Origin of the sequence: Vibrio mediterranei, from assembly GCF_013364395.1 — a bacterium.
GTDB lineage: Bacteria > Pseudomonadota > Gammaproteobacteria > Enterobacterales > Vibrionaceae > Vibrio > Vibrio mediterranei.
Genome location: NZ_JABXGK010000001.1, coordinates 228,952 through 255,094 on the forward strand (window position 1 = coordinate 228,952; position 26,143 = coordinate 255,094).

The following is a 26,143-nucleotide window of genomic DNA, read 5'->3' on the forward strand; positions in this document are numbered from 1 at the left end:
TCGCATTGTGACTAAATTTGCTGCGCGACTGGATCAAGTTGCTAAAGACCAAACCATTTTTAAACAGTTTGGACGAGGTGTGGAAAGGGAATCGTTGCGTTATACCGACGATGGCCACTTAGCGACAACGCCGCATCCAGAGGCGCTAGGCTCAGCCCTAACGAACGAATACATTACGACGGATTTCTCCGAGTCACTACTGGAGTTTATTACACCAGTTTCTCGTGATGTTGATACGCTGATCAATCAGTTATCTGATATCCATCATTTTACTCAGACGAAATTAGGCAACGAGAAATTGTGGCCACTGTCTATGCCTTGCTATGTGGGCAGTGAAGATGATATCGCCTTAGCTCAATATGGCAGCTCGAACTCTGGACGTATGAAGACACTTTATCGTCAAGGACTAAAGCATCGCTACGGTAGCTTAATGCAGATCATTTCCGGCGTGCATTTTAACTTCTCATTTCCTGAGTCATTCTGGGATGCGCTATTTGGTGAGCAAGACGAAAAAGCACGCCAAGATGCGAAATCGGAAGCCTACTTTGGTCTTATCCGAAACTATTACCGTTTTGGCTGGTTAATTCCTTATTTCTTTGGTGCGTCACCGGCCATTTGCGCGTCTTTCCTGCAAGGAAAGGAGACTAAACTGCCATTTGAAAAAGTGGGCGGCACGCTCTATTTGCCAAAAGCAACGTCGCTGAGACTGAGTGATTTGGGTTATACCAATAGCGCTCAGAGTGCACTTAAGATTGGTTTTAACAGCCTTGACCAGTACCTTGAAGGGCTAAACCAAGCGATCCACACTCCTTCTGAAGATTTCGCCAAGATTGGCGTAAAAGTGGATGGTGAGTATCGCCAGCTTAACGACTATGTGTTGCAGATTGAGAATGAGCTGTATGCTCCGATTCGTCCTAAGCGTGTGGCTCAAAGCGGTGAAAAACCATCAGAAGCGCTATCACGTGCAGGTGTTGAGTACATTGAAGTTCGCTCTTTAGATGTGAATCCATTTAGTCCAATTGGAATTACTGCGGATCAGATTCGTTTCTTAGATCTCTTCTTAACCTGGTGCGTTTTGAAAGACTCTGAGCCTATGGACAATTGTGAACTTGAATGCTGGCGTGAAAACTGGAACAAAGTGATTGTTGAAGGCCGACAAGTTGGTCTTGAACTGAAAATCGGTTGTGACGGTGAAGTGCTTGATAGCCAATCATGGGTAAAACGTGTGTTTGTGGACCTTCGAGAAATCGCTAAACATATGGATGCTGCTCACGGTGGCAACGAATATCAAAAAGTGTGTGACACACTGGAAGCTTGGAACGACGACCCTGAACTGTCCATTTCTGGCCGTTTACTTGAGAAAACAAAGGCATTAGGTGGTCTAGGTAAAGTGGGTTGCGAGCTTGGTAAAGAATACCGCCAGAAGAACTTAGATCATCAATATCATGCTTATTCGTCTGATCTTATGGAAACGGAAGTGATTCGTTCGGTTGAAGTTCAGAAAGTGATTGAAGCTTCAGACAAAGAAAGTTTCGATGATTTCTTAACGAACTATTTTGCGTATCTCACCCCAGAACGTATGCAGGCGATTAACAAGTAAGCGTGGTTGCACCTCTAGGTGTAGCCCCTTACAATCGAGCCACTAATCACTTACTCACGGCTTTTGCGGTGAATAACGCTAAGGAGAATCAATCATGCCACTACTGGATAGCTTCACGGTAGACCACACAAAGATGCACGCGCCAGCCGTACGTGTAGCGAAAACAATGCAAACCCCAAAAGGCGACACCATCACGGTGTTTGACTTACGTTTCACGGCGCCAAACAAAGATATCCTTTCTGAGAAAGGCATCCACACGCTTGAGCACCTATACGCTGGCTTTATGCGTGCACACCTAAATGGTGATGCTGTTGAAATCATCGATATTTCTCCAATGGGCTGCCGTACAGGTTTCTACATGAGCTTAATTGGTACACCTTCAGAGCAACAAGTAGCTGACGCTTGGTTAAGCGCGATGCAAGACGTTCTGAAAGTAGAAAGCCAGAACAAGATTCCTGAGCTAAATGAGTATCAGTGTGGTACGGCGGCTATGCACTCTTTAGAAGAGGCAAAAGCGATTGCGGAAGCGATTATTGCTGCGGGTATTCAAGTAAACAAAAACGACGAACTGGCTCTGCCAGAGTCAATGCTTCAAGAATTGAAAGTCGATTAATTACGTGTTTAATTAATGACCTTAGTAGGTTGAGTAGACATAATCGATTAAAAAGGATGACTCATTGGTCATCCTTTTTTGTTACTGAACTTAAGCCCATTGCGCTTCAAACCAGCTTTCTAAAATCACTACCGCTGACTGACAGTCAACATTGCCCTTCGATAGAGCTTTATAACCGCCCATCTCAAATAATTCTGCTCGCGCTTCCGCGGTGGATAGACGCTCATCGTGCAACTCTACTTGAAGCCCAAATCGGCCATGAACTCGATTAGCAAACTTTTTCGCTCGTGCGGTAATTTCCTCTAGTGCTTTGCCATGCAGATCCGTCGGTAATCCAACAACGATCAGATCTGGTTGCCACTCTTTGAGCATAGCCTCAATATCATCCCAGTTTGGAATGCCGTCTTTGGCTTTGAAGGCTTTCAGTGGACTTGCGGTGCCAGTGACTTCTTGACCAATGGCGCTACCAATACTCTTGGTTCCATAATCGAAGGCGATAATGGTTCTGGATGTCATAGTGTTTTGTCTCTTACGTCGTACAGTAAACGATTCGGGAGGTTAGGCATGCCCGACTTGCGTGGATAACTGGGCAATATCAATGCCAAGCATAGCAACGGCGGTACTCCATCTTTCTTCGACTGGAGTATCAAAAATGATGCTAGGATCAGCTTCAATGGTTAACCAAGAGTTTTCAGCCAACTCAGATTCAAGTTGGCCGGCACTCCATCCAGAGTAGCCGAGAGCCACCAGATAGTTATCAGGCTGAGCATCAGTACCGAGTACCGCCAGAATATCTTTTGAGGTCGTGACAGAAACCTTGTCCGTGATCTGTATGCTTGATTGATATTTATCTTTGGGTTTATGGAGGATAAAACCTCGATCTTCAGACACTGGGCCTCCATTTAGCACCGGCTCATCGAGGCTCTTGCTGTGAGTGGTTTGAGAGGCAATGGGTAACTCGACCTGCACTTGCTTGAGCATGTTGGCAACGGTGACATCAATAGGGGTATTGATCATAATCCCCATTGCGCCTTCTTCATTATGTTCACACACATAAATGACACTGCGCTGAAAGTAGGGGTCTTGCATCCCTGGCATAGCAACAAGAAAATGGTTGGCTAGGTTCATCATGGCCTCTCCCACGGTTACTTCCCTAAACGGCGCTCGATGGCATCCATCAGCTTGCCAGTAATAGAGATGTCAAAGGCGGCCTCAATCTCACGAATGCAAGTTGGGCTGGTGACATTGATTTCAGTTAGTTTGTCGCCAATCACATCCAGACCTACAAATATTAGGCCTTTCTCTTTTAAAGTTGGAGCAACGGCTTCGGCTATTTGCTTATCTGTCTCACTTAAGGGACGAGCTTCACCACGGCCACCTGCAGCCAGGTTACCACGTGTTTCACCTTTCGCTGGAATACGAGCTAAGCAATATGGCATAGGCTCTCCGTCAACGACGAGGATGCGCTTGTCACCATTGCTGATGTCAGGAACAAAAGTCTGTGCCATTGCGTAATTTTGACCGTGATTAGTCAACGTTTCAATAATAACGGACACGTTAGGGTCATCTTGCTTAACGCGGAAAATGGAGGCACCGCCCATACCATCTAGTGGCTTAAGAATAACGTCACCATGCTGGTCACGGAACTGCTTAATCTTATCCGCTTTGCGGGTCACAATTGTCGTTGGAGTGAGCTCTGGGAACCAAGCTGTGAACAGCTTTTCGTTGCAGTCACGCAGACTTTGTGGCTTGTTAACGATTAATGTGCCTTTCTCCTCTGCGCGCTCGAGGATGTATGTCGCGTAAATGTATTCAGTATCAAATGGTGGATCCTTGCGCATCAATACGGCATCAAGCTCTGACAGCTCAATAGTTTGCTCAGAAGTGAATTCATACCAACCAGTTGGGTCTTCTTTCAGCGTGACAATCTTGGTATCGGCAACAGCTGTGCCTTGATCTAAATGCAGATCGTTCATTTCCATATAATGGATTTCATAACCACGACGTTGGGCTTCCAACATCATTGCGAAACTAGAATCTTTTTTAATGTTGATGGATGAAATTGGATCCATCACGATACCGAGTTTGAGCATTATTTTTCTCCCGTTAACCTAAATCGCCAAAGCGTACTTGCAGTGCAGTGATGGCCGTTAATGCCGCCGTTTCTGTTCGCAAAACACGAGGACCAAGCAGGGTTTCTTCGAATTGATATTGTTCTGTCATTTCAATTTCTTGCGCCGATAGACCTCCTTCAGGGCCTATAAGCAAGCGAACCTTAGTTACAGGTTCTGGCAAGGTATTAATTGAATATTTCGCTCTTGGATGTAGGTTGAGCTTAAGGGCTTCCGATGGCTCTGCACACCATTGCTCTAACGACATAATCGGTCGAATTTCAGGAATGGTGTTACGCCCGCATTGTTCACAAGCACTGATAGCAATTTTCTGCCATTGCTGCAGTTTCTTTTCAAAGCGTTTAGCATCGAGCTTAACGCCGCAGCGCTCTGAGATAAGCGGGGTGATGGTATTGACGCCTAACTCAACCGACTTTTGAATAGTGAACTCCATTTTGTCACCACGAGAAATGACCTGACCTAAATGCAGATCCAAAGGTGATTCTATGCTGGCCGACACTTTTTCTTGTATGTCGACGTCCACATTCTTTTTACCAATCTGAGTAATAGTGGCTGGAAATTCATGGCCCGAGCCATCAAATAACAACACTTCTTGACCTTCTTTCATGCGCAATACGCGGCCCACATGGCCAGCGGCATCTTCACTTAGTGCAAGAGTCCCTAAAGCGTGGATTGGTTCAGGGTGATAGATACGAGGTATACGCATAAAAACTTCCAAAGAACAAAACTGTATAGAGGTATAAGATGGATGCCCGCCCATAAAATTACAAGGGCTGGCGTCTCGATTTAGCTAGGATTTTTACAGGCTTCTGCCACAAATGGGTTATCGTTGCCTTGAATACGCTTGATGCGTTCATTGCGAGTGCACTCCCAAGTGTCGACAGGGTAAGTTTTATTCCAGGCTTGCATTAACTGTGTTTGTTGTTTGGATAGCTTAAACCCGTACTCTTTACTCATATATAAGTAGGTGCGGGCGATGGAACCTTTAGCTCGGTCTGGTGGCATGACTTTGCGTTGTTTGAAGTTAACTTGCATCTCGCAACGGCCATAACTGACGCCATCAATACCATTCCACTGAGAGAAGTTGTAATTGGAGCGGTCGCCATTGACTTCACCGATAGCCGGTGTGAGATTGTGTAAATCTGCCTCCATTAATTTGAAAGCTTTATCGTTTCGAGTGCAGTTCTTCCGGCCACCTTCTTGCCAGCATTGGCGCTGGTGGCCAAATTGCCATGCGGGTACGACATGTTCCCATTCAATACGACTCGCACGTTTCTGCTGTTTGCGGACTTGATAACCACAAGATGACAGGTCTGGAACGCCTTTTTTGCCTTGCCATTGAATATCACACCCACAGTAAAAACTGATAGGGTGATCCGCATAGATTTTGACGGCTTCTTTCTTCGCTTTGCTAAAGCTACTAGGTGGAGCACTAAGCGCTGAGAATGAGGTTAAACCGATGAATAGCGCCAAGACAAAAGATAAATAACGATTCATTGCAAGTCTTTAAAAAGGTTGAGATAACCTAGTTTAACTCGCAAAAAGTGCCTAATCTACCGATAGATATGTAGATTACTCGGCAAAGACCCTCAATTTAACTGAGTTGTTTGCCCGTGAATTCAATTTGGCTGCCACATTTTCGGCAACGATAACTGGCCTGCTGACGCATCACTTTGTTGTGTCTTCTTATGGAGACGGGGAAAGTGTCGCACTGACAGCGGTATTCGAAGGTACGACCTTGAACGGATTGAACATTCATAGAATGTGTGGTCTTGGGTGTTAACGAAAAGACTTGGTTCATAACCATTTGCCACTCCATTCCATGTGGGCGCACTCGACCAAAGCAAGCAAACGTAATGAGGTGAGCGACTTCATGTGGAATCACTTCGTTGATAAAAGCTTGTTGGTTCTCGGCAAACAAGACAGGATTTAAACGTATCTCCCACGCTTGCAAGTAGGCTTTTCCCGCCGCTTTGCCACGAAGTTGGTAGTTGAGCGCGGGCATGCGAAAGTCTCGCTCAAAGTAGTGACGAGCCTTTTCGATACATTGTGCTAGTTTTTTTACTGCGAGGTAGTGCAGCTCTTCGGATGGAGATGATTTCATTTAACTCAATCAAAAAATAACGCCCAAATGAGGGCGTTATTCTAGAGACATTGGTTATGTTTGCAATATATTGCTCGATGGCTTAAGGATGATGTTTTTTCTTAATGGTCTCGTGATAAGCGTGCCATGTACCATAGCCTAGGATTGGCATAGTAATGATCATCCCAATGCCATAGGTAGCGAAGCCAATCAAGATACCGCCACAGATTACCAAAGCCCAAACAATCATGGCTGGTATATTCGATTTGACCGCATTGAAGCTAGTAAACACGGCGGTCATCACATCGACGCGTCTCTCCATCATGAGTGGAATCGAGAACGCTGAAATGCTGAAGATAATCGAAGCAATCACAGCTCCAATAACACTACCCGTAATCAAAAATGGTGCAAAATCAGTCAAGGGTGCGCCTTGCACAGAAGGGTAGAGAGCGTGCAACAAGGCTGCGATTCTCATCCAGAAAATCATCGCTACAGCGAGTAAAACAGCAAATGCCCACTGTGAGGTGGAATTTCTACCGATGGCTTTCATGGAGTGGAACAGACTGGGTTTGTGTCCTTTTTCTCTTTCCCATGCTGCGTCATACAACCCAAGTGCCAAAAATGGCCCGATGAGCATATAAACCACCAAACTCGGCATGATGACTAGATGAGTTCCTTGCCATTGTACTAATAGCACAATCGCGACAGCGGCAGCAGTAAAGCATAAGCCATAAAATGCGCTGATAATTGGCATCCGAATAAGGTCATGCAAACCAAGTGCTAACCAGTGAAATGGTGCTGACACACTCAGTTGATTGCAAGGAATAGTTTTAGCGTAATCTTGATCCCTGACTTCGTGTTTCTTGTGGAAGTCGTCGGTATTTACAGTTCGAGGCATATGTCCTCCCTGATTTGACAAACTGGCCTACGTTTCTCAGGGCATGGCGCTAACGATGCTGGTTATTCAGCACGAACAGATCTAGCAAAATGTCGTTGTTTAGCGTCTTCCCCTCATAAGTGCTCTATTTACAGTACGAACCTCAGACCTGAAAAGGTCTGTTTGCAAGGGCACTTTTGATTAACTATTAACCGAGTTGTGAGAAAACACAATTTTTAGAAGGGTATAAATCACGTGCTGCAATATCAACTTTTAACAATATTGCAACAAAGTATTTGAAATGGTTAGCAATAAATACAAAAAAGCCTTCAAAAAATATTTTGAAGGCTTTTTAGAGTATTAGTTCAGAGTTGGCAGATTATAAACCAGCAAAGTCGCGTAGGATTGCTGCTTTGTCTGTCGCTTCCCATGGGAACTCTTCACGACCGAAGTGACCGTATGCTGCTGTCTTCTTATAGATTGGCTGAAGAAGGTTTAGCATCTCTTGCAGACCATATGGACGCAGGTCGAAGTTTTGACGTACTGCTTCGACGATGATGTCGTGAGATACTTTTTCAGTACCGAATGTTTCCACCATGATAGAGGTTGGATCAGCAACACCGATAGCGTAAGAAAGTTGGATTTCACAGCGATCTGCCATGCCAGCAGCAACAATGTTTTTCGCTACATAACGTGCTGCATATGCTGCAGAACGGTCTACTTTTGATGGATCTTTACCAGAGAATGCACCACCACCGTGACGAGCAGCGCCGCCGTATGTATCAACGATGATCTTACGACCTGTTAGACCACAGTCACCCATTGGACCACCGATTACGAAACGACCGGTTGGGTTGATGAAGAAGTTAGTTTCTTTGTTGATCCACTCTGATGGTAGTACTGGTTTGATGATCTCTTCCATCACTGCTTCGCGTAGGTCTGGTGTAGAAATTGAATCACAGTGCTGAGTTGAAAGAACAACGGCATCGATACCAACGATCTTACCTTGATCGTACTGGAACGTTACCTGAGATTTAGCGTCTGGGCGCAACCAAGGTAGAGTACCGTTCTTACGCACTTCCGCTTGTTTTTGAACAAGACGGTGAGAGTAAGTAATAGGAGCTGGCATTAGGATGTCAGTTTCGTTAGTTGCATAACCGAACATGATGCCTTGGTCACCAGCGCCTTGCTCTTTAGGATCTGCTTTATCAACGCCTTGGTTGATGTCTGGAGACTGTTTACCGATAGTGTTTAGTACCGCACAAGAATCAGCGTCAAAGCCCATATCTGAATGAACGTAACCGATCTCACGAACAGTTTCACGAGTCAATTCTTCGATATCAACCCATGCTGAAGTAGTGATCTCACCACCTACCATCACCATGCCAGTCTTAACGTACGTTTCACAAGCAACACGTGCTTTTGGGTCTTGTTCTAGGATTGCATCAAGTACCGCATCAGAAATTTGGTCAGCGATTTTATCTGGATGGCCTTCTGATACAGATTCAGAAGTAAATAGGTGCTTAGCCATGAGAGCTCCAATTACATTTTAAAGCGAGCATATCGTACTCACTTATAGAAAATTCAATGATATATTGTAGGTGTATCTACATCTAGACGTCTATTCTATTCATCAATGTGCGATTAGCAAGCGATTTTTGCTTTTAAGTTATAGCCAATCGTTTGCCCATTTTTGTCAAAGAAACGCGCTTTAGTACGACATTATCGCGGCAAAAAGCCAAAAAATGACGGTAAAACGTTTGCAGAGAGTATGGGGCTTTGCGACAATAGCGCCGCTGATTATTCGTTCAGCTTATGAAAAACTTGGAATTCGCTTAATGCACTCAGGAGCCTACATGTCTTCTCGTAAACAACTCGCTAATGCAATCCGCGCGCTAAGCATGGATGGTGTTCAACAAGCTAACTCAGGTCACCCAGGCGCGCCAATGGGTATGGCTGATATCGCTGAAGTTCTTTGGCGTTCTCACCTAAATCACAACCCGTCAAACCCAGAGTGGGCTGACCGCGACCGTTTCGTACTATCAAACGGCCACGGCTCAATGCTGATTTACTCTCTGCTTCACCTAAGCGGCTACGAGCTATCAATTGACGATTTGAAAAACTTCCGTCAACTGCACTCAAAAACACCAGGTCACCCAGAGTACGGCTATGCACCAGGTATCGAGACGACGACTGGTCCTCTAGGTCAAGGCATTACCAACGCGGTTGGTATGGCGATTGCTGAGAAATCTCTTGCAGCACAATTCAACAAAGAAGGCCACGACATCGTTGACCACTTCACTTATGTCTTCATGGGTGACGGCTGTCTGATGGAAGGTATCTCTCACGAAGCATGTTCTCTAGCAGGTACGCTAGGTCTAGGTAAGCTGATTGCTTTCTGGGATGACAACGGTATTTCTATCGATGGTGAAGTCGAAGGTTGGTTCTCTGACGATACACCTAAGCGCTTCGAAGCATACGGCTGGCACGTAATTCCTGCAGTAGACGGTCACGATGCTGACGCGATCAATGCAGCGATTGAAGCGGCAAAAGCGGATCCACGTCCAACACTTATCTGTACTAAAACCATCATCGGTTTTGGTTCACCAAACAAAGCGGGCTCTCACGACTGTCACGGTGCACCACTAGGTCACGACGAAATTGCAGCAGCACGTGAATTCCTGGGTTGGGAACACGGTCCATTCGAAATCCCTGCTGACATCAAAGCAGAGTGGGATGCAAACGAAGCGGGTAGCGCAAAAGAAGCAGCTTGGAACGAGAAGCTAGCGGCTTATGAAGCGGCTTACCCAGAACTAGCAGCTGAGTTTAAGCGTCGTGTGAACGGTGAGCTTCCAGCTCAGTGGGAACAAGAAGCAAGCAAGATCATTGCTGATCTTCAAGCTAACCCAGCAAACATTGCATCTCGTAAAGCGTCTCAAAATGCTCTAGAAGCGTTCGGTAAGATGCTTCCAGAATTCATGGGCGGCTCTGCTGACCTAGCACCATCAAACCTCACCATGTGGTCTGGCTCTCAGTCGCTAACGGCTGACGATGCGTCTGGTAACTACATCCACTACGGTGTACGTGAATTCGGTATGACCGCGATCATCAATGGTATCGCTCTGCATGGTGGTTTCGTCCCTTACGGTGCAACATTCCTAATGTTCATGGAATACGCTCGTAACGCAATGCGCATGGCTGCACTGATGAAAGTCCAAAACATCCAAGTTTACACTCACGACTCTATCGGTCTGGGTGAAGATGGCCCGACACACCAACCGGTTGAGCAAATCGCATCACTACGCGTAACGCCGAACATGAGCACATGGCGCCCATGTGACCAAGTAGAGTCTGCGGTTGCTTGGAAATACGCGATTGAGCGTAAAGACGGTCCAACATCGCTAATCTTCTCTCGTCAAAATCTTGCACAACAAGATCGTGACGCAGAGCAGCTAGCCAATGTTGCTAAGGGTGGTTACATCCTGAAAGACTGTGAAGGTACACCTGAGCTGATCCTTATCGCTACGGGCTCTGAAGTTGAGCTAGCAACAAACGCTTACGCTGAACTAACAGCTGAAGGTAAAAAGGTACGTGTAGTGTCTCTTCCTTCTACTGACGTATTTGATGCGCAAGATGAAGCATACCGTGAAGCGGTTCTTCCTGCGGCAGTGACTAAGCGTATTGCTGTTGAAGCAGGTATTGCGGATTACTGGTACAAGTATGTTGGCTTCGGTGGCAAGATTATCGGCATGACAACATTCGGTGAATCTGCGCCAGCGGGTGAGCTGTTTAAGATGTTTGGCTTCACAACTGAAAACGTTGTAAACACAGCAAAAGAGCTACTTGCTTAATTTAGAAGACTCAATAAGCATCGTTAGTACATGAAAAGCCGAGCCCTAGAGCTCGGCTTTTTTATGACTATTCAAATTCACTACCTTTGTTATCCAACTCGCGTCTGCCACAGGTTTGGCAAGTGACATAGCGGTCCATATCATAGTAGTGCCCGCCATTGATAAACGCGTGCAGCAATAACTTAATTCGACCAAGGATCTTTGGGTCTTTGTCATAGCGACTTGGTTTACGTATCAAGACTTCGTTATGAACAGTTTCTTTATTACATGATTGGCAGTAATGCTGACCAGTAAACATGGGACACCTCCTGTGCAGTGAAAACGAGGTCGTTAAATGGCACGAGAGATGAAACCTTTAACCATGGTAGCAGAGTGAATTTTTAGCGGATGGCGTGTTTTGGAGACTTGCCTCGCAACTGTTAATGCGAAATGACAGTTGATCGGTTACTATGCACACCTTCATAACGTGAACTAAGGATGTAGTGCGATGTTAAAAGTGGCTATTAATGGCTTTGGTCGCATTGGACGAAATGTACTTCGAGCAATCTATGAAAGCGGCAAAAACGATAAAATACAAGTCGTCGCGGTCAACGAGCTTGCTCAACCTGAAGCAATGGCACATTTGCTTCAATACGATACTAGTCATGGTCGATTTGCCAAGAAGATCTCTCACGATCAAGAGCACCTGTATGTTAATCACTGCGATGGCAAGTTCGATACGATTCGAATTTTACACTCTGCTGAGATAAATTTGCTGCCTTGGCGTAATTTGGACGTTGATATCGTCTTGGATTGCACCGGGGTATTTGGTTGTCGTGCCGATGGCCTGGAACATATCGCTGCGGGTGCTAAAAAAGTGCTATTTTCTCACCCTGGTTCACACGATCTTGATAACACTATTATTTATGGTGTGAATCATGACTCCTTGACACAAGAGCAGGTTATTGTTTCTAACGGCTCTTGTACCACTAACTGTATTGTTCCTGTCATTCAAGCGTTAGATGAAGCCTTTGGCATCGATTCCGGTACCATTACCACTATTCACTCGGCGATGAATGACCAACAAGTTATTGATGCCTATCACAGTGACTTACGAAGAACGCGTTCAGCAAGCCATTCTATCATTCCAGTTGATACTAAGTTGCATAAAGGTATTGAACGCATTTTTCCGAAATTTTCTAACAAATTTGAAGCAATTTCTGTCAGAGTGCCAACAATTAATGTCACCGCTATGGATTTAAGTGTAACTATAAATACGAATGTGAAAGTTAATGACGTAAATCAAGTCATTATTAACGCATCTCGGTGTACATTAGACGGCATTGTTGACTATACTGAAGCACCGCTGGTTTCGATAGACTTTAACCATGACCCACACAGTGCCATTGTCGATGGGACACAGACCCGAGTAAGCGATGGTCGCTTGGTCAAGATGTTGGTTTGGTGTGACAACGAGTGGGGCTTTGCTAATCGTATGTTAGACACTGCTTTAGCGATGCAGGCGTCCAAGTAGTATCAAGGGCGCAATTTGGGAAAATATTAATTTTGATGCTTGAAATTAATATTCATAAGCCCAATATAAGTAAGCAGTTGATGAATTCCAAAACTTGGCAAGAAGCCGGGTTTTCAAAAACTTTATTTATTTTTTAGTTGAGAGGACTAAACATGTCTGTAATCAAGATGACTGACCTGGAACTAGCAGGTAAACGCGTATTTATCCGTGCGGATCTGAACGTACCTGTGAAAGACGGTAAAGTAACTTCTGACGCGCGTATCCTAGCGTCTCTACCAACCATCAAGCACTGCCTAGAAGCTGGCGCTAAAGTAATGGTTACGTCTCACCTAGGTCGTCCTACTGAAGGCGAGTACGCAGAAGAGTTCTCTCTACAACCAGTTGTAAACTACCTAAACGACGCTCTTGATTGCGAAGTTAAGCTAGCAAAAGACTACCTAGAAGGCCTTGAGCTAAACACAGGTGAACTTGTTGTTCTTGAAAACGTTCGCTTCAACAAAGGCGAGAAGAAGAACGAAGAAGAGCTATCTAAGAAATACGCAGCACTATGTGACATCTTCGTTATGGATGCATTCGGTACAGCTCACCGTGCACAAGCATCTACTCATGGCGTTGGTATGAACGCACCAGTTGCATGTGCAGGTCCTCTACTAGCTAACGAACTAGAAGCGTTAGGTAAAGCAATGGATAAGCCAGCTCGTCCAATGGTTGCTATCGTAGGTGGTTCTAAAGTTTCTACTAAGCTAACAGTTCTTGAATCTCTATCTAAAATCGCTGACCAACTTGTTGTTGGTGGTGGTATTGCGAACACGTTCATCGCAGCTGCGGGTCACAACGTAGGTAAGTCTCTTTACGAAGCAGACCTAGTAGACACAGCTAAGAAGCTAATGGATGAGTGTGCAATTCCAGTGGCAACTGACGTTGCATGTGCAAAAGCATTCGACGAGAACGCTGAAGCAGAAATCAAACACGTTTCTGAAGTTCAAGACGACGATATGATTTTCGACCTAGGTCCGGACTCAACTGCTGAACTAGCGAAAATCCTAAAAGATGCTAAAACTATCCTATGGAACGGCCCTGTAGGTGTATTCGAGTTTAAGAACTTCGAAGCAGGTACTGAAGGCATTTCTAAAGCGATCGCTGAATCAGACGGTTTCTCTGTAGCAGGTGGTGGTGACACGCTAGCGGCTATCGACAAGTTCGGTATCAAAGCTGACGTTTCTTACATCTCTACAGGTGGCGGTGCATTCCTTGAGTTCGTTGAAGGTAAAGTACTACCAGCAGTAGCAATGCTTGAAGAGCGTGCTAAAGCATAATCATCTTTATAGAGCGGGCTTATTGGTCCGCTTTTATCTATGCTGCAATGGGTGATTAACTTTGATACAATGCCGCCCATTGTGAGCAAACGATTGCCAATTTTTATTTAAAACGACAGAAAATAGGACTTATTCCATGTCTAAGATCTTCGACTTCGTAAAACCAGGTGTTATCTCTGGCGATGACGTTCAAAAAGTATTTGAAGTTGCTAAAGAGAACAACTTCGCTCTTCCTGCAGTAAACGTAGTTAACACTGACTCTATCAACGGTGTTCTTGAAGCAGCAGCTAAAGTTAAAGCTCCAGTTGTTGTTCAGTTCTCTAACGGCGGTGCTGGCTTCTTCGCTGGTAAAGGCGTTAAGCTTGAAGGTCAAGGCGCGCAAATCCTAGGTGCAGTTGCTGGTGCAAAATACGTTCACGCAGTTGCTGAATCTTACGGTATCCCAGTAATCCTTCACACTGACCACGCTGCTAAGAAACTTCTACCTTGGATCGACGGTCTTCTAGATGCGGGTGAAGAGTTCTTCGCTCAAACTGGTAAGCCACTATTCTCTTCTCACATGATCGACCTTTCTGAAGAGTCTCTAGAAGAGAACATCGAAATCTCTGCTAAGTACCTAGCTCGCATGGCGAAAATGGGTATGACTCTTGAGATCGAACTAGGTTGTACTGGTGGTGAAGAAGATGGCGTTGATAATTCTCACATGGACGCATCTGAGCTTTACACTTCTCCAGAAGACGTAGCATACGCATACGAGAAACTACACGCTGTTAGCCCACGTTTCACTATCGCTGCTTCTTTCGGTAACGTACACGGTGTATACAAGCCAGGTAACGTTGTTCTAACTCCAACTATCCTACGTGACTCTCAAGCATACTGTGCAGAGAAGTTCGGTATTGCACCTAACGCTCTAAACTTCGTATTCCACGGTGGTTCTGGTTCTACTGAAGCAGAAATCCAAGAGTCTATCGGCTACGGTGTTATCAAAATGAACATCGATACTGATACACAGTGGGCAACTTGGGATGGTGTCCGTTCTTACGAAGCTGAGAACCATGATTACCTACAAGGTCAAATCGGTAACCCAACTGGTGAAGACGCGCCAAACAAGAAGTACTACGACCCACGCGTATGGCTACGTGCTGGTCAATCTTCAATGGTTGCTCGTCTAGAGAAAGCATTCGCTGACCTAAACGCTATCGACGTACTATAAGATTAAATCGTATAAGATTTAACTGATAGTCAGATTAAAAAAGTCGCTCTTTAGAGCGGCTTTTTTTGTGTCTGATGAAAATTATGTGATTGTGCTTAAAAAAACTGGCATAAACGTATATGTTTGCGTAACCTTTTGTTAAGTAATGTGTATTGGTATTCATACTCTCAATACATCTCACCAAGTGCACCTTTGCTAATAGTACAGTGGTATTAGCTAAGGTTCGCTACGCACTATTTATATTTTCAAGAGGTAAACAATATGGCCAATGAGTCAGTTGATATCCAAGCACCTATTGTGGATGGATTGTCGAAAGCGGAGCAGTGGTTAACCAACAACTCCGATTTACTTGTTCAATATGGCGTGAATATCATTTCAGCTATTCTGATTCTGTTTATTGGTAATATCGTTGTAAAAGCGGTGGCTAATAGCGTTTCTAAATTGCTGCATAAGAAGAAAATGGATAAGGCCGTTGTTGAGTTTATCCACGGTATTGTTCGCTACACATTATTCGTTATTGTTTTAATTGCCGCATTAAGCCGAATTGGTGTTCAAACTGCGTCAGTGGTAGCGGTAATTGGTGCCGCTGGTTTAGCCATCGGTCTAGCACTGCAAGGTTCACTATCAAACTTTGCAGCAGGTGTCTTGATTGTGGGTTTCCGTCCTTTCAAATCAGGTGACTATGTTGAGATCGGTGGAGTGGCTGGTTCAGTGGACTCTATTCAAATATTCCAAACGATTCTAACTACTCCAGACAATAAGATGGTTGTTGTGCCTAATGCCTCGGTTATTGGCTCACCGATCACGAACTACTCTCGCCATGCCACGCGTCGTATCGACCATGTTATCGGTGTCTCTTACGGTGCAGATCTGAAGAAGACTCAAGAAGTGATTCGCAAAACCCTTGAAGCGGATGAGCGCATTCTAAAAGAGCCAGGCACTACAATTGGTGTCGTCGCCCTTGCAGATTCTTCAGTGAACTTTGTTGTGCGTCCTTGGGTTCGTACCGAGCAGTACTGGGATGTATATTTTGACTCGCTCCAAGCGATCAAAGAAGCATTAGACGCAGAAGGCATCGAAATTCCATTCCCTCAAATGGATGTTCATTTGAACAAAGTTGAAAGCTAATCCGCGTTTTACTGTCAATAAAGCAAAAGGTGAAGCATTATGCTTCACCTTTTTTCATGTCTAGTTCAATGATGTCATTTGGCAGCAGAAACAGTACTCGTTTTAAATCTGCTCCTGACAAACCGAAAGTCCATTCAGGTAAACCTGGTGTGTATAAGACTTCCTGAGCTGAAAACATAGCCTTATCGACGACAATCATTATCTCTTCTGGTAACCCAATAGGACAAACCGCTCCTGGTACACAACCTATTTGTTCAGTCATATCTTCGTTGCTGCAAATTGAAGTGCGCTTTCCAACCGCTTGCTTCAATAGAGCTTTGTCGAGTCGGGTATCTTTATCGGTGAGGAAGAGTGCAAACCCGCCTCCTTTCTTCTTCAAAAATAAACTCTTACTATGAGTGCCTGTCCATCCTAACTCTTTGGCAATTCGTTCATCAGTGGCAAAGTCAAGAATAGGCTCGTGTTGCCACTGGTTAAATGAAATAGCATGCTCTTTGAGTAGGGCAACATTGGTCAAATATATCTGCTGGGTATTATCCATCGTTAGGCCATCAGTCCTTTAGTCAGTAGCAAGGCGATAGTAAACATCATAGCGGCCACTGCCAAGTCGATACCTTTCTTCACCTTTGGTTTAGACAAGGTTGGTCCTAGTTTTGCGGCTCCAAGCGATAAGGAATAAAACCAAACAAACGATGCGAGTACTGTGCCAATCGCAAAAGCGATACGATCGTTTCCTTCAAACTGACCACCAATGGAGCCGAGAATGACCACGGTATCCAGATACAGGTGAGGATTTAATACCGTAACCGCTAATGCTCCTAGAACGACAGTGCGGCGACCGCGAGCTAAGACTTCACCTGAAGACTCTTGAGCCGATGGCTTTTTAAAAGCGCTCTTTAGAGAGAGCAGACCATAGCCAGTTAAAAATGCAATGCCGCCTAACGTTACCCCAGTAAGCAACAGTTCATTTTGCGATAATATCGCACCGCCACCGAAGATCCCCAAAGAGATAAACGTCATATCTAGCAGGCTACAAACCGTTGCCGTCGTAAGATGATGATTACGCTTAATTCCTTGATTTAAAACGTAAGCGTTCTGAGCGCCAATTGGGATAATCATTGTCGCGCCCAATCCGAAACCTTGAAGAAGCACCCAAAAATTCACTTTAATTTCCTCACCGCAGCATAAAAGAGAGCGTGAGAATAGCGATTCGTTTATGATTAGGATAGTTAATAATATTAATGAGAAATAAGTCATACTTATGATGTGTGATTTGTAATCAAAGCGATGAAAAAGAGGGCGATTTATGCGCGGATTAGATTACAAATGGATCGAAGCGTTGGACGCAATTGTTGAGCAACGAAGCTTCGATAAGGCGGCAGAGCACCTGTATATTTCTCAGTCTGCCGTGTCTCAACGAGTTAAGCAATTAGAAAAATGGCTGGCTCAGCCTGTCCTTGTTCGAGAGCAACCACCAAGACCGACCGCTGTAGGGAAAAAGCTCTTAGGTTTATATCGTCGAGTGCGGCTACTTGAGCAAGAACTGGTGCCAGAACTCGCGGCTGACTTGGGGGATAAACCGCTTTCAGTGTCATTAGCAACCAACGCTGATAGCTTAGCGACGTGGCTGCTTCCGAGTTTGTTTCCGCTTTTGGAAGCGAAACGAGTTGAACTCAATCTCATTGTTGATGATGAAGGTCGCACCATCGAAAAGCTCAAAAACGGTGAAGTAGTCGGCGCAATAAGTTTAGAGTCGCAATCTATCCCTGGGTGTGTGGCTGACTATTTAGGGCGAGTCGATTATCTTTGTGTGGCAAGCCCAAGCTTTATTAAACGCTACTTCAGCCAAGGAGTGAACCGAGAAAGTTTAATTAAAGCGCCAGCAGTGGCTTTTGACCAACATGATAAGATGCATCAGCGATTTGTTAATCAACACTTTAATATTATTCCGGGCAGCATACTCAAACATACGGTGCGCAGCTCAGAAGCCTTTGTGAAGCTTGCGGTCGCGGGTGTGGCTTACTGTCTTATCCCCAAGTTACAAATTCAAGATGAACTGGCATCGGGGGCGTTAATTGAGCTTACGCCTAATATTTTGCTGTCTCATCAAATTTATTGGCACCACTGGCAACTTGAAAGTGGGGTGCTTGGTGAGGTTTCAGACGCCATTATTAGTCACGCGAGACAGTATTTGCCTCAGTAGTGGAACGTCATGTTTGTGTCAGTGTTTACTTTTTAGGGAACCTATATTCTCAACTTATGCCTAATCTTGAGTATAAAGGTTAAAAACAGAACGAGGATTCTTCAATGAAACGCTCATTTGCACTAGGTACATTAGTCGTTGCCCTGTTTGCTACGCCAGTTTTTGCAAGCCAACCAGATTTCCCCCATATCTCAACCACGGGTTATGGTGAGATAGAGGCAACACCAGATATGGCTGAGTTTTCGGTGCGAGTTGTACAGTCTCAAATGAATGCTGACCAAGCGAAACAAGGTGTTGACTCTGTGGTAGACAAGTTTCTTTCTGGCTTGATGTCTGAAGGCATCGAAAAGAAAGATATTCAGAGCTCAAACCTGTACTTATCGCCTCAGTACCATTATCCAGAAAAAGGTAAACCTGAGTTGGTTGGCTATCGTGCATCGCGTACAGTGACTGTTCAGGTGATGGACTTAGAGAATCTTAATAACTATCTCGATCTTGCGCTTGAGTCAGGGATTAACCAAGTTGACAACATTCAACTTAAAGTGAAAGACCAAGGTCAGTACCAAGAAGCGGCACGCATGGCGGCCATTAAAGATGCACAAAGCAAAGCTGCTTCGCTAGCGAAAGGATTTGATCAAAATCTTGGCAAAGTATGGCGTATTGAATATCGTCAGCCGATGAACCAACCCGTAGTGATGCGCAGTATGGCGATGGATAGTAAAATGGAGTCTAATAGCTATCAAGACTCGGTAATTACTATTCGTGACCGAGTGGATGTTACCTATCAAATTGGAAAATAAAAAAACGCCCTGACTAGTCAGGGCGTTTTTTTTAGCTGTTGTTCGCTTAGTGCAGAATACGAGCTCGTAGTGTGCCTTCAATCAACTTTAGCTTAGCCAGCGCTTCTTCAGAGCGTGCTGTTTCGACATCAATAACCACATAACCGATATCTGAAGCTGTCTGCAAATATTGACCTGCGATGTTGATACCTTCATCCGCAAAGATGGTGTTTATCTGAGTTAGAATACCAGGGCGGTTTTTGTGAATGTGCAATAGTCGTGAACACTCGGTGTGCTCTGGCAGTGATACTTCTGGGAAGTTCACACTTGAAAGCGTTGAGCCGTTATCAGAATATTTCGCCAGTTTTCCAGCCACTTCTATACCGATGTTCTCTTGAGCTTCTTGCGTAGAACCACCGACGTGCGGCGTTAGGATCACATTGTCGAATCTCATCAATGGAGACTCAAATGGGTCTGCATTGGTCTTTGGTTCTTCAGGGAATACATCAATTGCAGCCCCTGCAAGGTGACCTGCTTCGAGGGAATCGCAAAGAGCAGGGATATCCACTACTGTGCCACGAGCAGCGTTAATGAAGATGGCACCCGGCTTCATTCTTTCAAACTCAGCGGCTCCCATCATATTCTTGGTTCCTGGGGTCTCTGGTACATGCAGAGAGATAACATCACACTTATTTAGTAGCTCAGTCATGGTATGAACCTGAGTTGCATTACCAAGTGATAGTTTGTTCTCAATATCGTAGAAGTACACACGCATACCTAAGTTTTCAGCAATAATGCCAAGCTGGGTACCGATGTGACCGTAGCCAATGATACCGAGTCGCTTACCACGCGCTTCGTATGAGTTATCGGCACTCTTCTTCCAGATTCCACGATGGGCAAGGGCATTTTTCTCAGGGATACCGCGCAGTAGTAACAGGATTTGACCAAGAACCAATTCTGCAACACTTCGCGTGTTAGAAAATGGTGCGTTGAAAACAGGGACGCCACGTTTCGCAGCAGCATCAAGGTTAACCTGGTTGGTACCAATACAGAAACAGCCGATTGCGACTAATTTGTCTGCGGCATTAATCACTTCTTCAGTCAGGTTAGTTCGTGAACGAATCCCGATAAAGTGAACGTCTTTAACGGCTTCAATCAGCTCTTCTTCTGGTAAGGAGCCTTTATGATAGGTGATATTGGTGTATCCAGCCGCTTGCAAAACTTCTACTGAAGATGGATGTAAACCTTCAAGTAGCAGAATCTTTATCTTATCTTTTTCCAGAGAAACTTTGGCCATTTAACTCATCCTTAACATGGGAAATTCGGGCTTAATTAGCGCACATTTGACAGTGAGAATATCGAGGAGGGAGCTTCCAACTGCTTGAGGCAAACGTTTTCCTTGTGCGTCTTGTGACCAATAAAGTAACAAAAAAGTTGTACGTTGGGTAAGAAAATTACGGAATAAGGCATAATTTTCTTATAGAAAAACGAAAAAACGGCACCTAAGGTGCCGTTTGTAGTCTAACGACGTAATCGCGTTTAATATATTGACCAGCTTTGCTAGGTGCTATTAGAACCCGTTTAGTCTTTATTCTTCGATTTTTGCACCTTCTGGAGTGCCAGTAATGATCACATCAGCGCCACGGTGTGCAAATAAACCTACCGTTACCACGCCTGCTAGAGCGTTGATTTTGTCTTCCATATCTTTAGCATCAGTGATTTGCATACCGTGTACGTCTAAAATGACGTTACCGTTGTCTGTAATCACGCCTTCACGGTAAACCGGGTCACCACCAAGTTTCACTAGTTCGCGAGCCACGTAAGAACGTGCCATTGGAATAACTTCTACAGGTAGTGGGAACTGGCCAAGAACATCAACGGCCTTAGTACCATCAACGATACATACAAACTTGTCTGAGATAGCGGCTACGATCTTCTCACGTGTTAGTGCTGCACCACCGCCCTTGATCATGTCGCGAGTTGGGTTGATTTCATCTGCGCCATCAACGTAAACATCAAGATAAGCCACATCGTTGCAGTCGAAGACTTCAATACCCAGCGCTTCTAGCTTCTCTGTTGAAGCAATCGAACTGGATACTGCACCTTTGATATCTTCTTTGATTGTGCCTAGTGCATCAATGAAGTGGTTTACAGTTGAGCCTGTACCAACACCAACAATGCTATCTTTTTCGACATACTTTAGTGCCGCCCAACCAGCAGCTTTCTTCATCTCGTCTTGAGTCATGGTTGAATCCCAGTTTTGATTTAAGGTGAAAATGCGGGCGAATTATATATCAATTTCGACGACAAATGCGCTGAAAAAATAGCGATATGACAAAAAACTGCGAAAAACAGCAATCGATTGCTCTGTTTCTCTTTGGAGGTGAAGTAGGAAGTTATTTGTTCCAGTGCCAGATCTTACTTGGTGTGACTATGGTGGCTAGTGGAATGTCCCATGACTTGCTAGGCAGTGTGTCTACTCGTTGGCAATCATGCGCAAGGCCAATAGCAGTCGGCCCTAAATCAGTGTTTTCCCAAGGAGCTAACGTTCGATCATAGTATCCACCTCCCATGCCTAAGCGTTGACCTGAATCATCAAAGGCGACCAAAGGGGTAAAGATAATATCCAACTCGGACACTGGACAAATAGCTCGCTGATCAAGCTTGGGCTCTAAAATCTTATATTGATTGAGGACTAAAGGCGTATCTTGAGCGTAGCGAAGGAAAAGTAACTGACCTTTTGAGAAGGGGTGAATTACTGGCAAATAGGTTTCGATACCCTGTTGCCAAAACGATTGAATGGTCGGTAACGTATCCAGTTCACCATCTGTGGCTAGGTACAAAGCGACTTTTCTGGCAGTACTAAGGATGCTCAATTCGCCAACTCTTGTCATTAAGTTATTGGCGTGAATGGATTGTTGGTCTTGGTTTATCGATTGGCGACGAGAGCGTACGAGAGTACGTATTTGTTGTCTTGTAGAAAGAGACATTAGGAATACCCCAGAGTGCCGTTGAGGATTGTGGCCCTTGAACCAGCTGGTTCAAGGCGGATCAGCAATGTTAACCGTAGGCTTCTCGGTACGAGCCGAGCTTGCTCAATAGTTATCAAATACTAACCCTTTGGTATTGCTTATCGGCTCAGGGACTTAAATCCACTGACGTACACCCCAGGGTAAAATTAGGTTTGCTGTCCTTGCTTTACTTTACTAATTGCATCTTCTAGAGATGCGGCGAGCTGTTCCATACGCTCGTTCATTTGTGCCACTTCTTGTTGTGACTCATCGCTACGATTATTGAGTTCATACGACATGTTCAATGCAGCAATGGTAAGCAGTTTAAGCTCGTTGGTTACTTTAGTCCTTTGGGACATTTCTTGCAATCGATTATCTAGGTCTTGGGCTGCTTTAATCAGGGTTTCTCTCTGATCTGGGGGGCAATTCACCCGTGTCAGTTTTCCCAAGATTTCGACTTCGACAGCTTGATTTTCCATAATGACAAGAACTCTTTTAAGTATCACCACATTAGGTAATGTTGAGGAAGAAACTATAGGTAAACGAGCATTAAGATTCAAGCTTTTCTGTAGTGTCGGTGCCAATTGCGTGGCTAACAACACACGAAATCGACAATTCGCACAAAAGCTACTCAGAAACGTGTGGGATGGCGTTTTCGCCAGAGGTGGGAAGTGATAGCATTGCAGGTCAGATTCAAAAATCTATGTTATGAATAGCGAGCTTATTCATAAACATGGTGCTAATTCATTGAAACGAGTATTGCTATGAGTGAAACAACACTACCTAATTACATTACGATTGCTACTGAGCTGCAACAGGCGGGGTTGGCGGTATCGCCAGCGGAACTTCATGGCTTGCTTGTGGGTATGGTAAGTGGTGGATTAGGGCTGAGCGATGACAGCTGGCAGCCACTTATTTTCGATTACACCAATGATGGTATGGGTTGGCCGCAATCCAATTTGGCTACGGCGAAATCTCTACTCGCTTTTTCAATCAAAGAACTAACGGCAGAACAGGGTTTTGAGCTTTCATTGCTTATCCCTGGAGAAGAGGTTGAAGCAAGTGTCTTTGAAATTGCCGATGGTTTGAGTGAATGGGTAAACCACTTTATTTCCGGACTGGGCTTAATTAATGCGCCTCTAAAAAAGGCATCTGCTGATGCCAAAGAAGCGCTTGCTGATTTGGAAGAAATCGCAAGACTGGGCATCGATGAAGATGATGATCTAGAAGAACAAGCTCAGCTTTTAGAGCAGGTTATCGAGCACGTAAAAGCGTGTGCATTGACCATTCATGCTGAGTTTGGCGTAAAACCAAGTAAACCGTCAGAAACACCGACCATTCACTAATTAGTTCGTCCGTCTTATCAAGGAGAAAGGCAGTGTCAAATAAGTATGATGTTGTAATTGCAGGAGGAGCAATGGCAGGGGCGACTCTAGCTATGGCTCTCGACTACTGCAGTAATCATGCATTGAAGATTGCTGTTATCGAACCATTTCTTTCGGACAGTCAGTCGCACCCTGGCTTTGACGCTCGCTCGATCGCTCTTTCCCATGGGACCGTAGAGATTCTCAAGCAGTATAAGTTGTGGTCGTTGATTCAAGACCATGCCACACCTATTACTCATATTCATGTCTCAGATCGCGGTCACGCCGCCATGACTGACTTCTACGCGGCGAAAGAAGGGTTAAAGGCAATGGGGTATGTGGTCGAACTTGCGGAGCTAGGGCGCCGATTTAATCAAAGACTCACCAGTAGCTCTAACATTGATTTCCTTTGCCCTTGCTCGGTAGAGGATGTGGCTCAACACCAGCATCATGTTGCCGTCTCAGTCAAAGATGAGTCTGGCAGCGTCAGCCTACTTGAAGCAAAACTTCTTGTGGCTGCTGATGGAGCAGACTCAAAGAGTTGTCAAGCTGTAGGTTTAGAGCAGCTGAGTCATGATTTCGGACAAGTTGCGATCATCGCTAACGTCAAAACCAGTGAAGATCCTAATGGTCGCGCCTTCGAGCGTTTCACTGAACATGGTCCGTTAGCCTTGTTGCCTATGTCTGATGAGCGAAGTTCTTTAGTATGGTGTATGACTCCGGAGCGTGCACAGCAAGTCGTGAACCTTCCTGACACTGACTTCTTGTCCCTTCTTCAACAAGAATTCGGCTGGCGTTTAGGTCGTTTTACTAAGGTAGGGGCGGTTGCCAGTTACCCACTTTTGCTACGTCATCGACCACAAATTGTTAAACATCGAGTCGCTGCTGTCGGTAATGCAGCTCAGACGCTACACCCTATTGCAGGGCAAGGCTTTAACCTTGGGATTCGCGATATTGCGACTTTGGTCGATTCGTTGCTTGAAAGCCTTCAAGATGTAGGTGAATACGCTAATCTAAATAGATTCCAAAGCAATCGCCAGCAAGATCGAGAGCTGACGATCACCATGACGTCTGGGTTAGTACACATATTTTCAAATGACTTTTTTGCCCTTCGATTAGGCCGAAATGTAGGTTTAGGGCTAATGGATAATTTTCCACGGCTCAAGTCGCCGATTTTTAATCGAGCACTTGGGGTTGTGAATAGGTAGTACAGAGATATGCAAAGTTTTGACTTAGCCATCATAGGTGGCGGAATGGTGGGCCTTGCTCTCGCCCGCGCACTGAAAGACACCGATCTGCGAATCGCAGTCGTAGAAGGGAATACTCCAGACAAAGATATTTCAGGAGACCCTGATATTCGTGTATCAGCTTTAAGCCGTGCCAGTGAGACCATATTGAAAAACCTCGGGGCATGGGATGCAATTCAGAAACATCGCTGTGCTCCTTATTACGCTATGGAAGTTTGGGAGCAGGACAGCTTTGCTCGTATTGAGTTCTCTGCTAGTCAGATGTCTCAACCAGACCTTGGCCATATCGTTGAAAATCGTGTCATTCAGTTGGTCTTGTTAGAGCAAGTTGAAGGACAAAATAACGTGACGCTCTTTATGCCGCATCGTTGCCAGTCAATGGCCGTAGGCGAAAGTGAAGTGTGGATGACGTTAGATAATGGGCAGTCATTTACTAGCAAATTGGTAGTGGGTGCAGACGGTGCCAACTCATGGGTGAGAAAGCAGCAAGATATCCCACTTACTCATTGGGATTATGGACACAGTGCCCTAGTTGCGAATATCTCGGTTGATGACTTTCATGATTGTGTTGCGAGACAAGTGTTTACACCGCAAGGGCCACTTGCATTTCTACCATTAGATGACCGCAGTCTATGTTCTATCGTTTGGTCAACCGAACCACAACGAGCAGAAAAACTTGCCAAAATGTCGGAAGCGGAGTTCAACAAAGCGCTGACAGCTGAATTTGATAGCCGCTTAGGTCTCTGCCATGTGAAGTCTGAACGACGAGTTTTCCCTTTGAAGATGCGTTATGCGCGTGACTTTGTTACCGAGCGAGTTGCACTTGTTGGTGATGCTGCACACACCATCCATCCACTCGCAGGGCAAGGTGTTAACCTAGGATTGCTTGATGCTGCCAGTCTGTCACAAGAAATATTTAAGTTATGGCGCGCAGGAAAAGATATTGGTCGCAAGCGTAACCTGCGTGAATATGAACGTTGGCGCAAAGCGGAGGCGGCTAAAATGATCGCTGCTATGCAAGGCTTTAAAGACCTGTTTGAAGGAGATAACCCTGCGAAGAAACTTATTCGCGGTATCGGTATGAGCTTGGTAGGACAGTTGCCTGGTGCGAAGCAAGAAATTATGAGCCGTGCTTTGGGAATGAGGGGGCACCTACCAGAACTAGCAAAGACAGAAGTCAGTCAGAGTTAACCACTGAGTTAAATTTAAAAAC

General features: G+C 45.0%; 27 protein-coding genes and 1 other RNA gene. 12 read left to right on the plus strand and 16 right to left on the minus strand.

Features of this window, described 5'->3' with window-relative positions; all coding sequences use genetic code 11:
* Positions 1 to 7 precede the first annotated feature (7 nt).
* Together gshA and luxS are read left to right on the plus strand one after the other, a co-directional pair.
* Positions 8 to 1,600: a glutamate--cysteine ligase gene (gene gshA / locus HOP38_RS01260; RefSeq protein ID WP_124940576.1), complete on the plus strand. Its 1,593-nt coding sequence runs from the start codon at positions 8 to 10 to the stop codon at positions 1,598 to 1,600.
* 94 nt (positions 1,601 to 1,694) lie between these two features.
* A complete protein-coding gene (gene luxS / locus HOP38_RS01265; RefSeq protein WP_031493706.1) occupies positions 1,695 to 2,213 on the plus strand; it encodes an S-ribosylhomocysteine lyase in 519 nt (172 codons plus the stop codon).
* A gap of 90 nt (positions 2,214 to 2,303) precedes the next feature.
* On the opposite strand, the gene ruvX is transcribed toward luxS, so the two are convergent.
* From ruvX to metK, 8 genes are all read right to left on the minus strand, one after another.
* Positions 2,304 to 2,729: a Holliday junction resolvase RuvX gene (gene ruvX, locus HOP38_RS01270; protein ID WP_006075166.1), complete on the minus strand. Its 426-nt coding sequence runs from the start codon at positions 2,727 to 2,729 to the stop codon at positions 2,304 to 2,306.
* 42 nt (positions 2,730 to 2,771) lie between these two features.
* Complete coding sequence (locus tag HOP38_RS01275) at positions 2,772 to 3,341, minus strand: YqgE/AlgH family protein (protein ID WP_031493705.1); 570 nt, start codon at positions 3,339 to 3,341, stop codon at positions 2,772 to 2,774.
* 17 nt (positions 3,342 to 3,358) lie between these two features.
* On the minus strand, positions 3,359 to 4,306 hold the full coding sequence (gene gshB, locus HOP38_RS01280; RefSeq protein ID WP_198557273.1) for a glutathione synthase: 948 nt from the start codon (positions 4,304 to 4,306) through the stop codon (positions 3,359 to 3,361).
* A 13-nt stretch (positions 4,307 to 4,319) separates the two neighbouring features.
* A complete protein-coding gene (rsmE, locus tag HOP38_RS01285) occupies positions 4,320 to 5,051 on the minus strand; it encodes a 16S rRNA (uracil(1498)-N(3))-methyltransferase (protein WP_171390471.1) in 732 nt (243 codons plus the stop codon).
* Between the two features lie 80 nt (positions 5,052 to 5,131).
* Positions 5,132 to 5,842 (minus strand): endonuclease, encoded by a 711-nt coding sequence (locus HOP38_RS01290; protein ID WP_006075170.1) that lies wholly within the window; start codon positions 5,840 to 5,842, stop codon positions 5,132 to 5,134.
* Positions 5,843 to 5,939: 97 nt separating this feature from the next.
* Positions 5,940 to 6,449, minus strand: coding sequence for a SprT family zinc-dependent metalloprotease (locus tag HOP38_RS01295; protein WP_006075171.1), 510 nt, complete (start codon positions 6,447 to 6,449; stop codon positions 5,940 to 5,942).
* Between the two features lie 82 nt (positions 6,450 to 6,531).
* Positions 6,532 to 7,326, minus strand: a complete 795-nt coding sequence (locus HOP38_RS01300) for a DUF2189 domain-containing protein (RefSeq protein ID WP_006075172.1) — start codon at positions 7,324 to 7,326, stop codon at positions 6,532 to 6,534.
* A 358-nt stretch (positions 7,327 to 7,684) separates the two neighbouring features.
* The gene (metK, locus tag HOP38_RS01305) at positions 7,685 to 8,836 is read right to left on the minus strand and encodes a methionine adenosyltransferase (RefSeq protein WP_006075173.1); all 1,152 of its coding nucleotides are present in this window, start codon (positions 8,834 to 8,836) and stop codon (positions 7,685 to 7,687) included.
* 307 nt (positions 8,837 to 9,143) lie between these two features.
* Here metK and tkt point away from each other — a divergent pair, with 307 nt between their 5' ends.
* On the plus strand, positions 9,144 to 11,156 hold the full coding sequence (gene tkt / locus HOP38_RS01310) for a transketolase (protein ID WP_062457019.1): 2,013 nt from the start codon (positions 9,144 to 9,146) through the stop codon (positions 11,154 to 11,156).
* Positions 11,157 to 11,223: 67 nt separating this feature from the next.
* Here the strand turns inward: tkt and HOP38_RS01315 are convergent, their stop codons facing one another.
* A complete protein-coding gene (locus tag HOP38_RS01315; RefSeq protein WP_063605860.1) occupies positions 11,224 to 11,454 on the minus strand; it encodes a hypothetical protein in 231 nt (76 codons plus the stop codon).
* 189 nt (positions 11,455 to 11,643) lie between these two features.
* Between HOP38_RS01315 and epd the strand changes: the two genes are divergently transcribed.
* The 4 genes from epd (at position 11,644) to mscS (ending at position 16,326) form a co-directional block, all read left to right on the plus strand.
* Positions 11,644 to 12,669, plus strand: a complete 1,026-nt coding sequence (epd, locus tag HOP38_RS01320) for an erythrose-4-phosphate dehydrogenase (protein WP_124940581.1) — start codon at positions 11,644 to 11,646, stop codon at positions 12,667 to 12,669.
* A gap of 152 nt (positions 12,670 to 12,821) precedes the next feature.
* On the plus strand, positions 12,822 to 13,985 hold the full coding sequence (locus tag HOP38_RS01325; RefSeq protein ID WP_006075685.1) for a phosphoglycerate kinase: 1,164 nt from the start codon (positions 12,822 to 12,824) through the stop codon (positions 13,983 to 13,985).
* Between the two features lie 136 nt (positions 13,986 to 14,121).
* Positions 14,122 to 15,198: a class II fructose-bisphosphate aldolase gene (gene fbaA / locus HOP38_RS01330; RefSeq protein WP_124940582.1), complete on the plus strand. Its 1,077-nt coding sequence runs from the start codon at positions 14,122 to 14,124 to the stop codon at positions 15,196 to 15,198.
* Between the two features lie 261 nt (positions 15,199 to 15,459).
* Positions 15,460 to 16,326, plus strand: a complete 867-nt coding sequence (mscS, locus tag HOP38_RS01335) for a small-conductance mechanosensitive channel MscS (RefSeq protein WP_124940583.1) — start codon at positions 15,460 to 15,462, stop codon at positions 16,324 to 16,326.
* A gap of 37 nt (positions 16,327 to 16,363) precedes the next feature.
* Here mscS and HOP38_RS01340 read toward each other — a convergent pair whose 3' ends face one another.
* Entirely contained in the window at positions 16,364 to 16,867 is a 504-nt protein-coding gene (locus HOP38_RS01340; RefSeq protein ID WP_198557274.1) for a YbaK/EbsC family protein, read from the minus strand.
* A gap of 2 nt (positions 16,868 to 16,869) precedes the next feature.
* On the minus strand, positions 16,870 to 17,490 hold the full coding sequence (locus HOP38_RS01345; RefSeq protein WP_038228950.1) for a LysE/ArgO family amino acid transporter: 621 nt from the start codon (positions 17,488 to 17,490) through the stop codon (positions 16,870 to 16,872).
* Positions 17,491 to 17,632: 142 nt separating this feature from the next.
* Between HOP38_RS01345 and HOP38_RS01350 the strand changes: the two genes are divergently transcribed.
* Both HOP38_RS01350 and HOP38_RS01355 read left to right on the plus strand, forming a co-directional pair.
* Positions 17,633 to 18,529 carry a LysR family transcriptional regulator ArgP gene (locus HOP38_RS01350; RefSeq protein WP_198557275.1) on the plus strand — a complete coding sequence of 299 codons (897 nt, stop codon included), beginning with the start codon at positions 17,633 to 17,635 and terminating at the stop codon, positions 18,527 to 18,529.
* Positions 18,530 to 18,633: 104 nt separating this feature from the next.
* A complete protein-coding gene (locus tag HOP38_RS01355; RefSeq protein ID WP_006075603.1) occupies positions 18,634 to 19,329 on the plus strand; it encodes an oxidative stress defense protein in 696 nt (231 codons plus the stop codon).
* A gap of 46 nt (positions 19,330 to 19,375) precedes the next feature.
* On the opposite strand, the gene serA is transcribed toward HOP38_RS01355, so the two are convergent.
* The 5 genes from serA to HOP38_RS01380 form a co-directional block, all read right to left on the minus strand.
* Positions 19,376 to 20,605: a phosphoglycerate dehydrogenase gene (gene serA / locus HOP38_RS01360; protein ID WP_198557276.1), complete on the minus strand. Its 1,230-nt coding sequence runs from the start codon at positions 20,603 to 20,605 to the stop codon at positions 19,376 to 19,378.
* Between the two features lie 291 nt (positions 20,606 to 20,896).
* Positions 20,897 to 21,553, minus strand: coding sequence for a ribose-5-phosphate isomerase RpiA (gene rpiA / locus HOP38_RS01365; RefSeq protein WP_006075606.1), 657 nt, complete (start codon positions 21,551 to 21,553; stop codon positions 20,897 to 20,899).
* A 151-nt stretch (positions 21,554 to 21,704) separates the two neighbouring features.
* Positions 21,705 to 22,298 carry a 5-formyltetrahydrofolate cyclo-ligase gene (locus HOP38_RS01370; RefSeq protein WP_006075607.1) on the minus strand — a complete coding sequence of 198 codons (594 nt, stop codon included), beginning with the start codon at positions 22,296 to 22,298 and terminating at the stop codon, positions 21,705 to 21,707.
* A gap of 3 nt (positions 22,299 to 22,301) precedes the next feature.
* Positions 22,302 to 22,485, minus strand: a non-coding RNA gene (gene ssrS, locus HOP38_RS01375) — 6S RNA.
* Position 22,486: 1 nt separating this feature from the next.
* Complete coding sequence (locus tag HOP38_RS01380; protein ID WP_031494009.1) at positions 22,487 to 22,798, minus strand: cell division protein ZapA; 312 nt, start codon at positions 22,796 to 22,798, stop codon at positions 22,487 to 22,489.
* A 285-nt stretch (positions 22,799 to 23,083) separates the two neighbouring features.
* Here HOP38_RS01380 and HOP38_RS01385 point away from each other — a divergent pair, with 285 nt between their 5' ends.
* Genes HOP38_RS01385 through HOP38_RS01395 form a run of 3 tightly spaced genes read left to right on the plus strand, consistent with a single transcriptional unit; the run spans position 23,084 to position 26,121 of the window.
* Complete coding sequence (locus tag HOP38_RS01385; protein WP_006075507.1) at positions 23,084 to 23,665, plus strand: YecA/YgfB family protein; 582 nt, start codon at positions 23,084 to 23,086, stop codon at positions 23,663 to 23,665.
* Positions 23,666 to 23,697: 32 nt separating this feature from the next.
* A complete protein-coding gene (gene ubiH, locus HOP38_RS01390) occupies positions 23,698 to 24,891 on the plus strand; it encodes a 2-octaprenyl-6-methoxyphenyl hydroxylase (protein ID WP_198557277.1) in 1,194 nt (397 codons plus the stop codon).
* 9 nt (positions 24,892 to 24,900) lie between these two features.
* Positions 24,901 to 26,121, plus strand: a complete 1,221-nt coding sequence (locus HOP38_RS01395; RefSeq protein WP_198557278.1) for an FAD-dependent 2-octaprenylphenol hydroxylase — start codon at positions 24,901 to 24,903, stop codon at positions 26,119 to 26,121.
* The last annotated feature ends 22 nt before the right edge of the window (positions 26,122 to 26,143 follow it).

What these genes read in the sequence shown, in the direction of transcription:
- HOP38_RS01350 (WP_198557275.1), top strand. Translation starts at nt 17,633, where the DNA reads ATGCGCGGATTAGATTACAAATGGATCGAAGCGTTGGACGCAATTGTT.
- HOP38_RS01300 (WP_006075172.1), bottom strand. Translation starts at nt 7,326, where the DNA reads ATGCCTCGAACTGTAAATACCGACGACTTCCACAAGAAACACGAAGTC.
- metK (WP_006075173.1), bottom strand. Translation starts at nt 8,836, where the DNA reads ATGGCTAAGCACCTATTTACTTCTGAATCTGTATCAGAAGGCCATCCA.
- HOP38_RS01290 (WP_006075170.1), bottom strand. Translation starts at nt 5,842, where the DNA reads ATGAATCGTTATTTATCTTTTGTCTTGGCGCTATTCATCGGTTTAACC.
- luxS (WP_031493706.1), top strand. Translation starts at nt 1,695, where the DNA reads ATGCCACTACTGGATAGCTTCACGGTAGACCACACAAAGATGCACGCG.
- HOP38_RS01395 (WP_198557278.1), top strand. Translation starts at nt 24,901, where the DNA reads ATGCAAAGTTTTGACTTAGCCATCATAGGTGGCGGAATGGTGGGCCTT.
- HOP38_RS01325 (WP_006075685.1), top strand. Translation starts at nt 12,822, where the DNA reads ATGTCTGTAATCAAGATGACTGACCTGGAACTAGCAGGTAAACGCGTA.
- gshB (WP_198557273.1), bottom strand. Translation starts at nt 4,306, where the DNA reads ATGCTCAAACTCGGTATCGTGATGGATCCAATTTCATCCATCAACATT.
- HOP38_RS01340 (WP_198557274.1), bottom strand. Translation starts at nt 16,867, where the DNA reads ATGGATAATACCCAGCAGATATATTTGACCAATGTTGCCCTACTCAAA.
- rsmE (WP_171390471.1), bottom strand. Translation starts at nt 5,051, where the DNA reads ATGCGTATACCTCGTATCTATCACCCTGAACCAATCCACGCTTTAGGG.
- serA (WP_198557276.1), bottom strand. Translation starts at nt 20,605, where the DNA reads ATGGCCAAAGTTTCTCTGGAAAAAGATAAGATAAAGATTCTGCTACTT.
- HOP38_RS01295 (WP_006075171.1), bottom strand. Translation starts at nt 6,449, where the DNA reads ATGAAATCATCTCCATCCGAAGAGCTGCACTACCTCGCAGTAAAAAAA.
- tkt (WP_062457019.1), top strand. Translation starts at nt 9,144, where the DNA reads ATGCACTCAGGAGCCTACATGTCTTCTCGTAAACAACTCGCTAATGCA.
- ruvX (WP_006075166.1), bottom strand. Translation starts at nt 2,729, where the DNA reads ATGACATCCAGAACCATTATCGCCTTCGATTATGGAACCAAGAGTATT.
- HOP38_RS01355 (WP_006075603.1), top strand. Translation starts at nt 18,634, where the DNA reads ATGAAACGCTCATTTGCACTAGGTACATTAGTCGTTGCCCTGTTTGCT.
- rpiA (WP_006075606.1), bottom strand. Translation starts at nt 21,553, where the DNA reads ATGACTCAAGACGAGATGAAGAAAGCTGCTGGTTGGGCGGCACTAAAG.
- HOP38_RS01315 (WP_063605860.1), bottom strand. Translation starts at nt 11,454, where the DNA reads ATGTTTACTGGTCAGCATTACTGCCAATCATGTAATAAAGAAACTGTT.
- fbaA (WP_124940582.1), top strand. Translation starts at nt 14,122, where the DNA reads ATGTCTAAGATCTTCGACTTCGTAAAACCAGGTGTTATCTCTGGCGAT.
- HOP38_RS01380 (WP_031494009.1), bottom strand. Translation starts at nt 22,798, where the DNA reads ATGGAAAATCAAGCTGTCGAAGTCGAAATCTTGGGAAAACTGACACGG.
- HOP38_RS01275 (WP_031493705.1), bottom strand. Translation starts at nt 3,341, where the DNA reads ATGAACCTAGCCAACCATTTTCTTGTTGCTATGCCAGGGATGCAAGAC.
- HOP38_RS01370 (WP_006075607.1), bottom strand. Translation starts at nt 22,298, where the DNA reads ATGTCTCTTTCTACAAGACAACAAATACGTACTCTCGTACGCTCTCGT.
- mscS (WP_124940583.1), top strand. Translation starts at nt 15,460, where the DNA reads ATGGCCAATGAGTCAGTTGATATCCAAGCACCTATTGTGGATGGATTG.
- HOP38_RS01385 (WP_006075507.1), top strand. Translation starts at nt 23,084, where the DNA reads ATGAGTGAAACAACACTACCTAATTACATTACGATTGCTACTGAGCTG.
- epd (WP_124940581.1), top strand. Translation starts at nt 11,644, where the DNA reads ATGTTAAAAGTGGCTATTAATGGCTTTGGTCGCATTGGACGAAATGTA.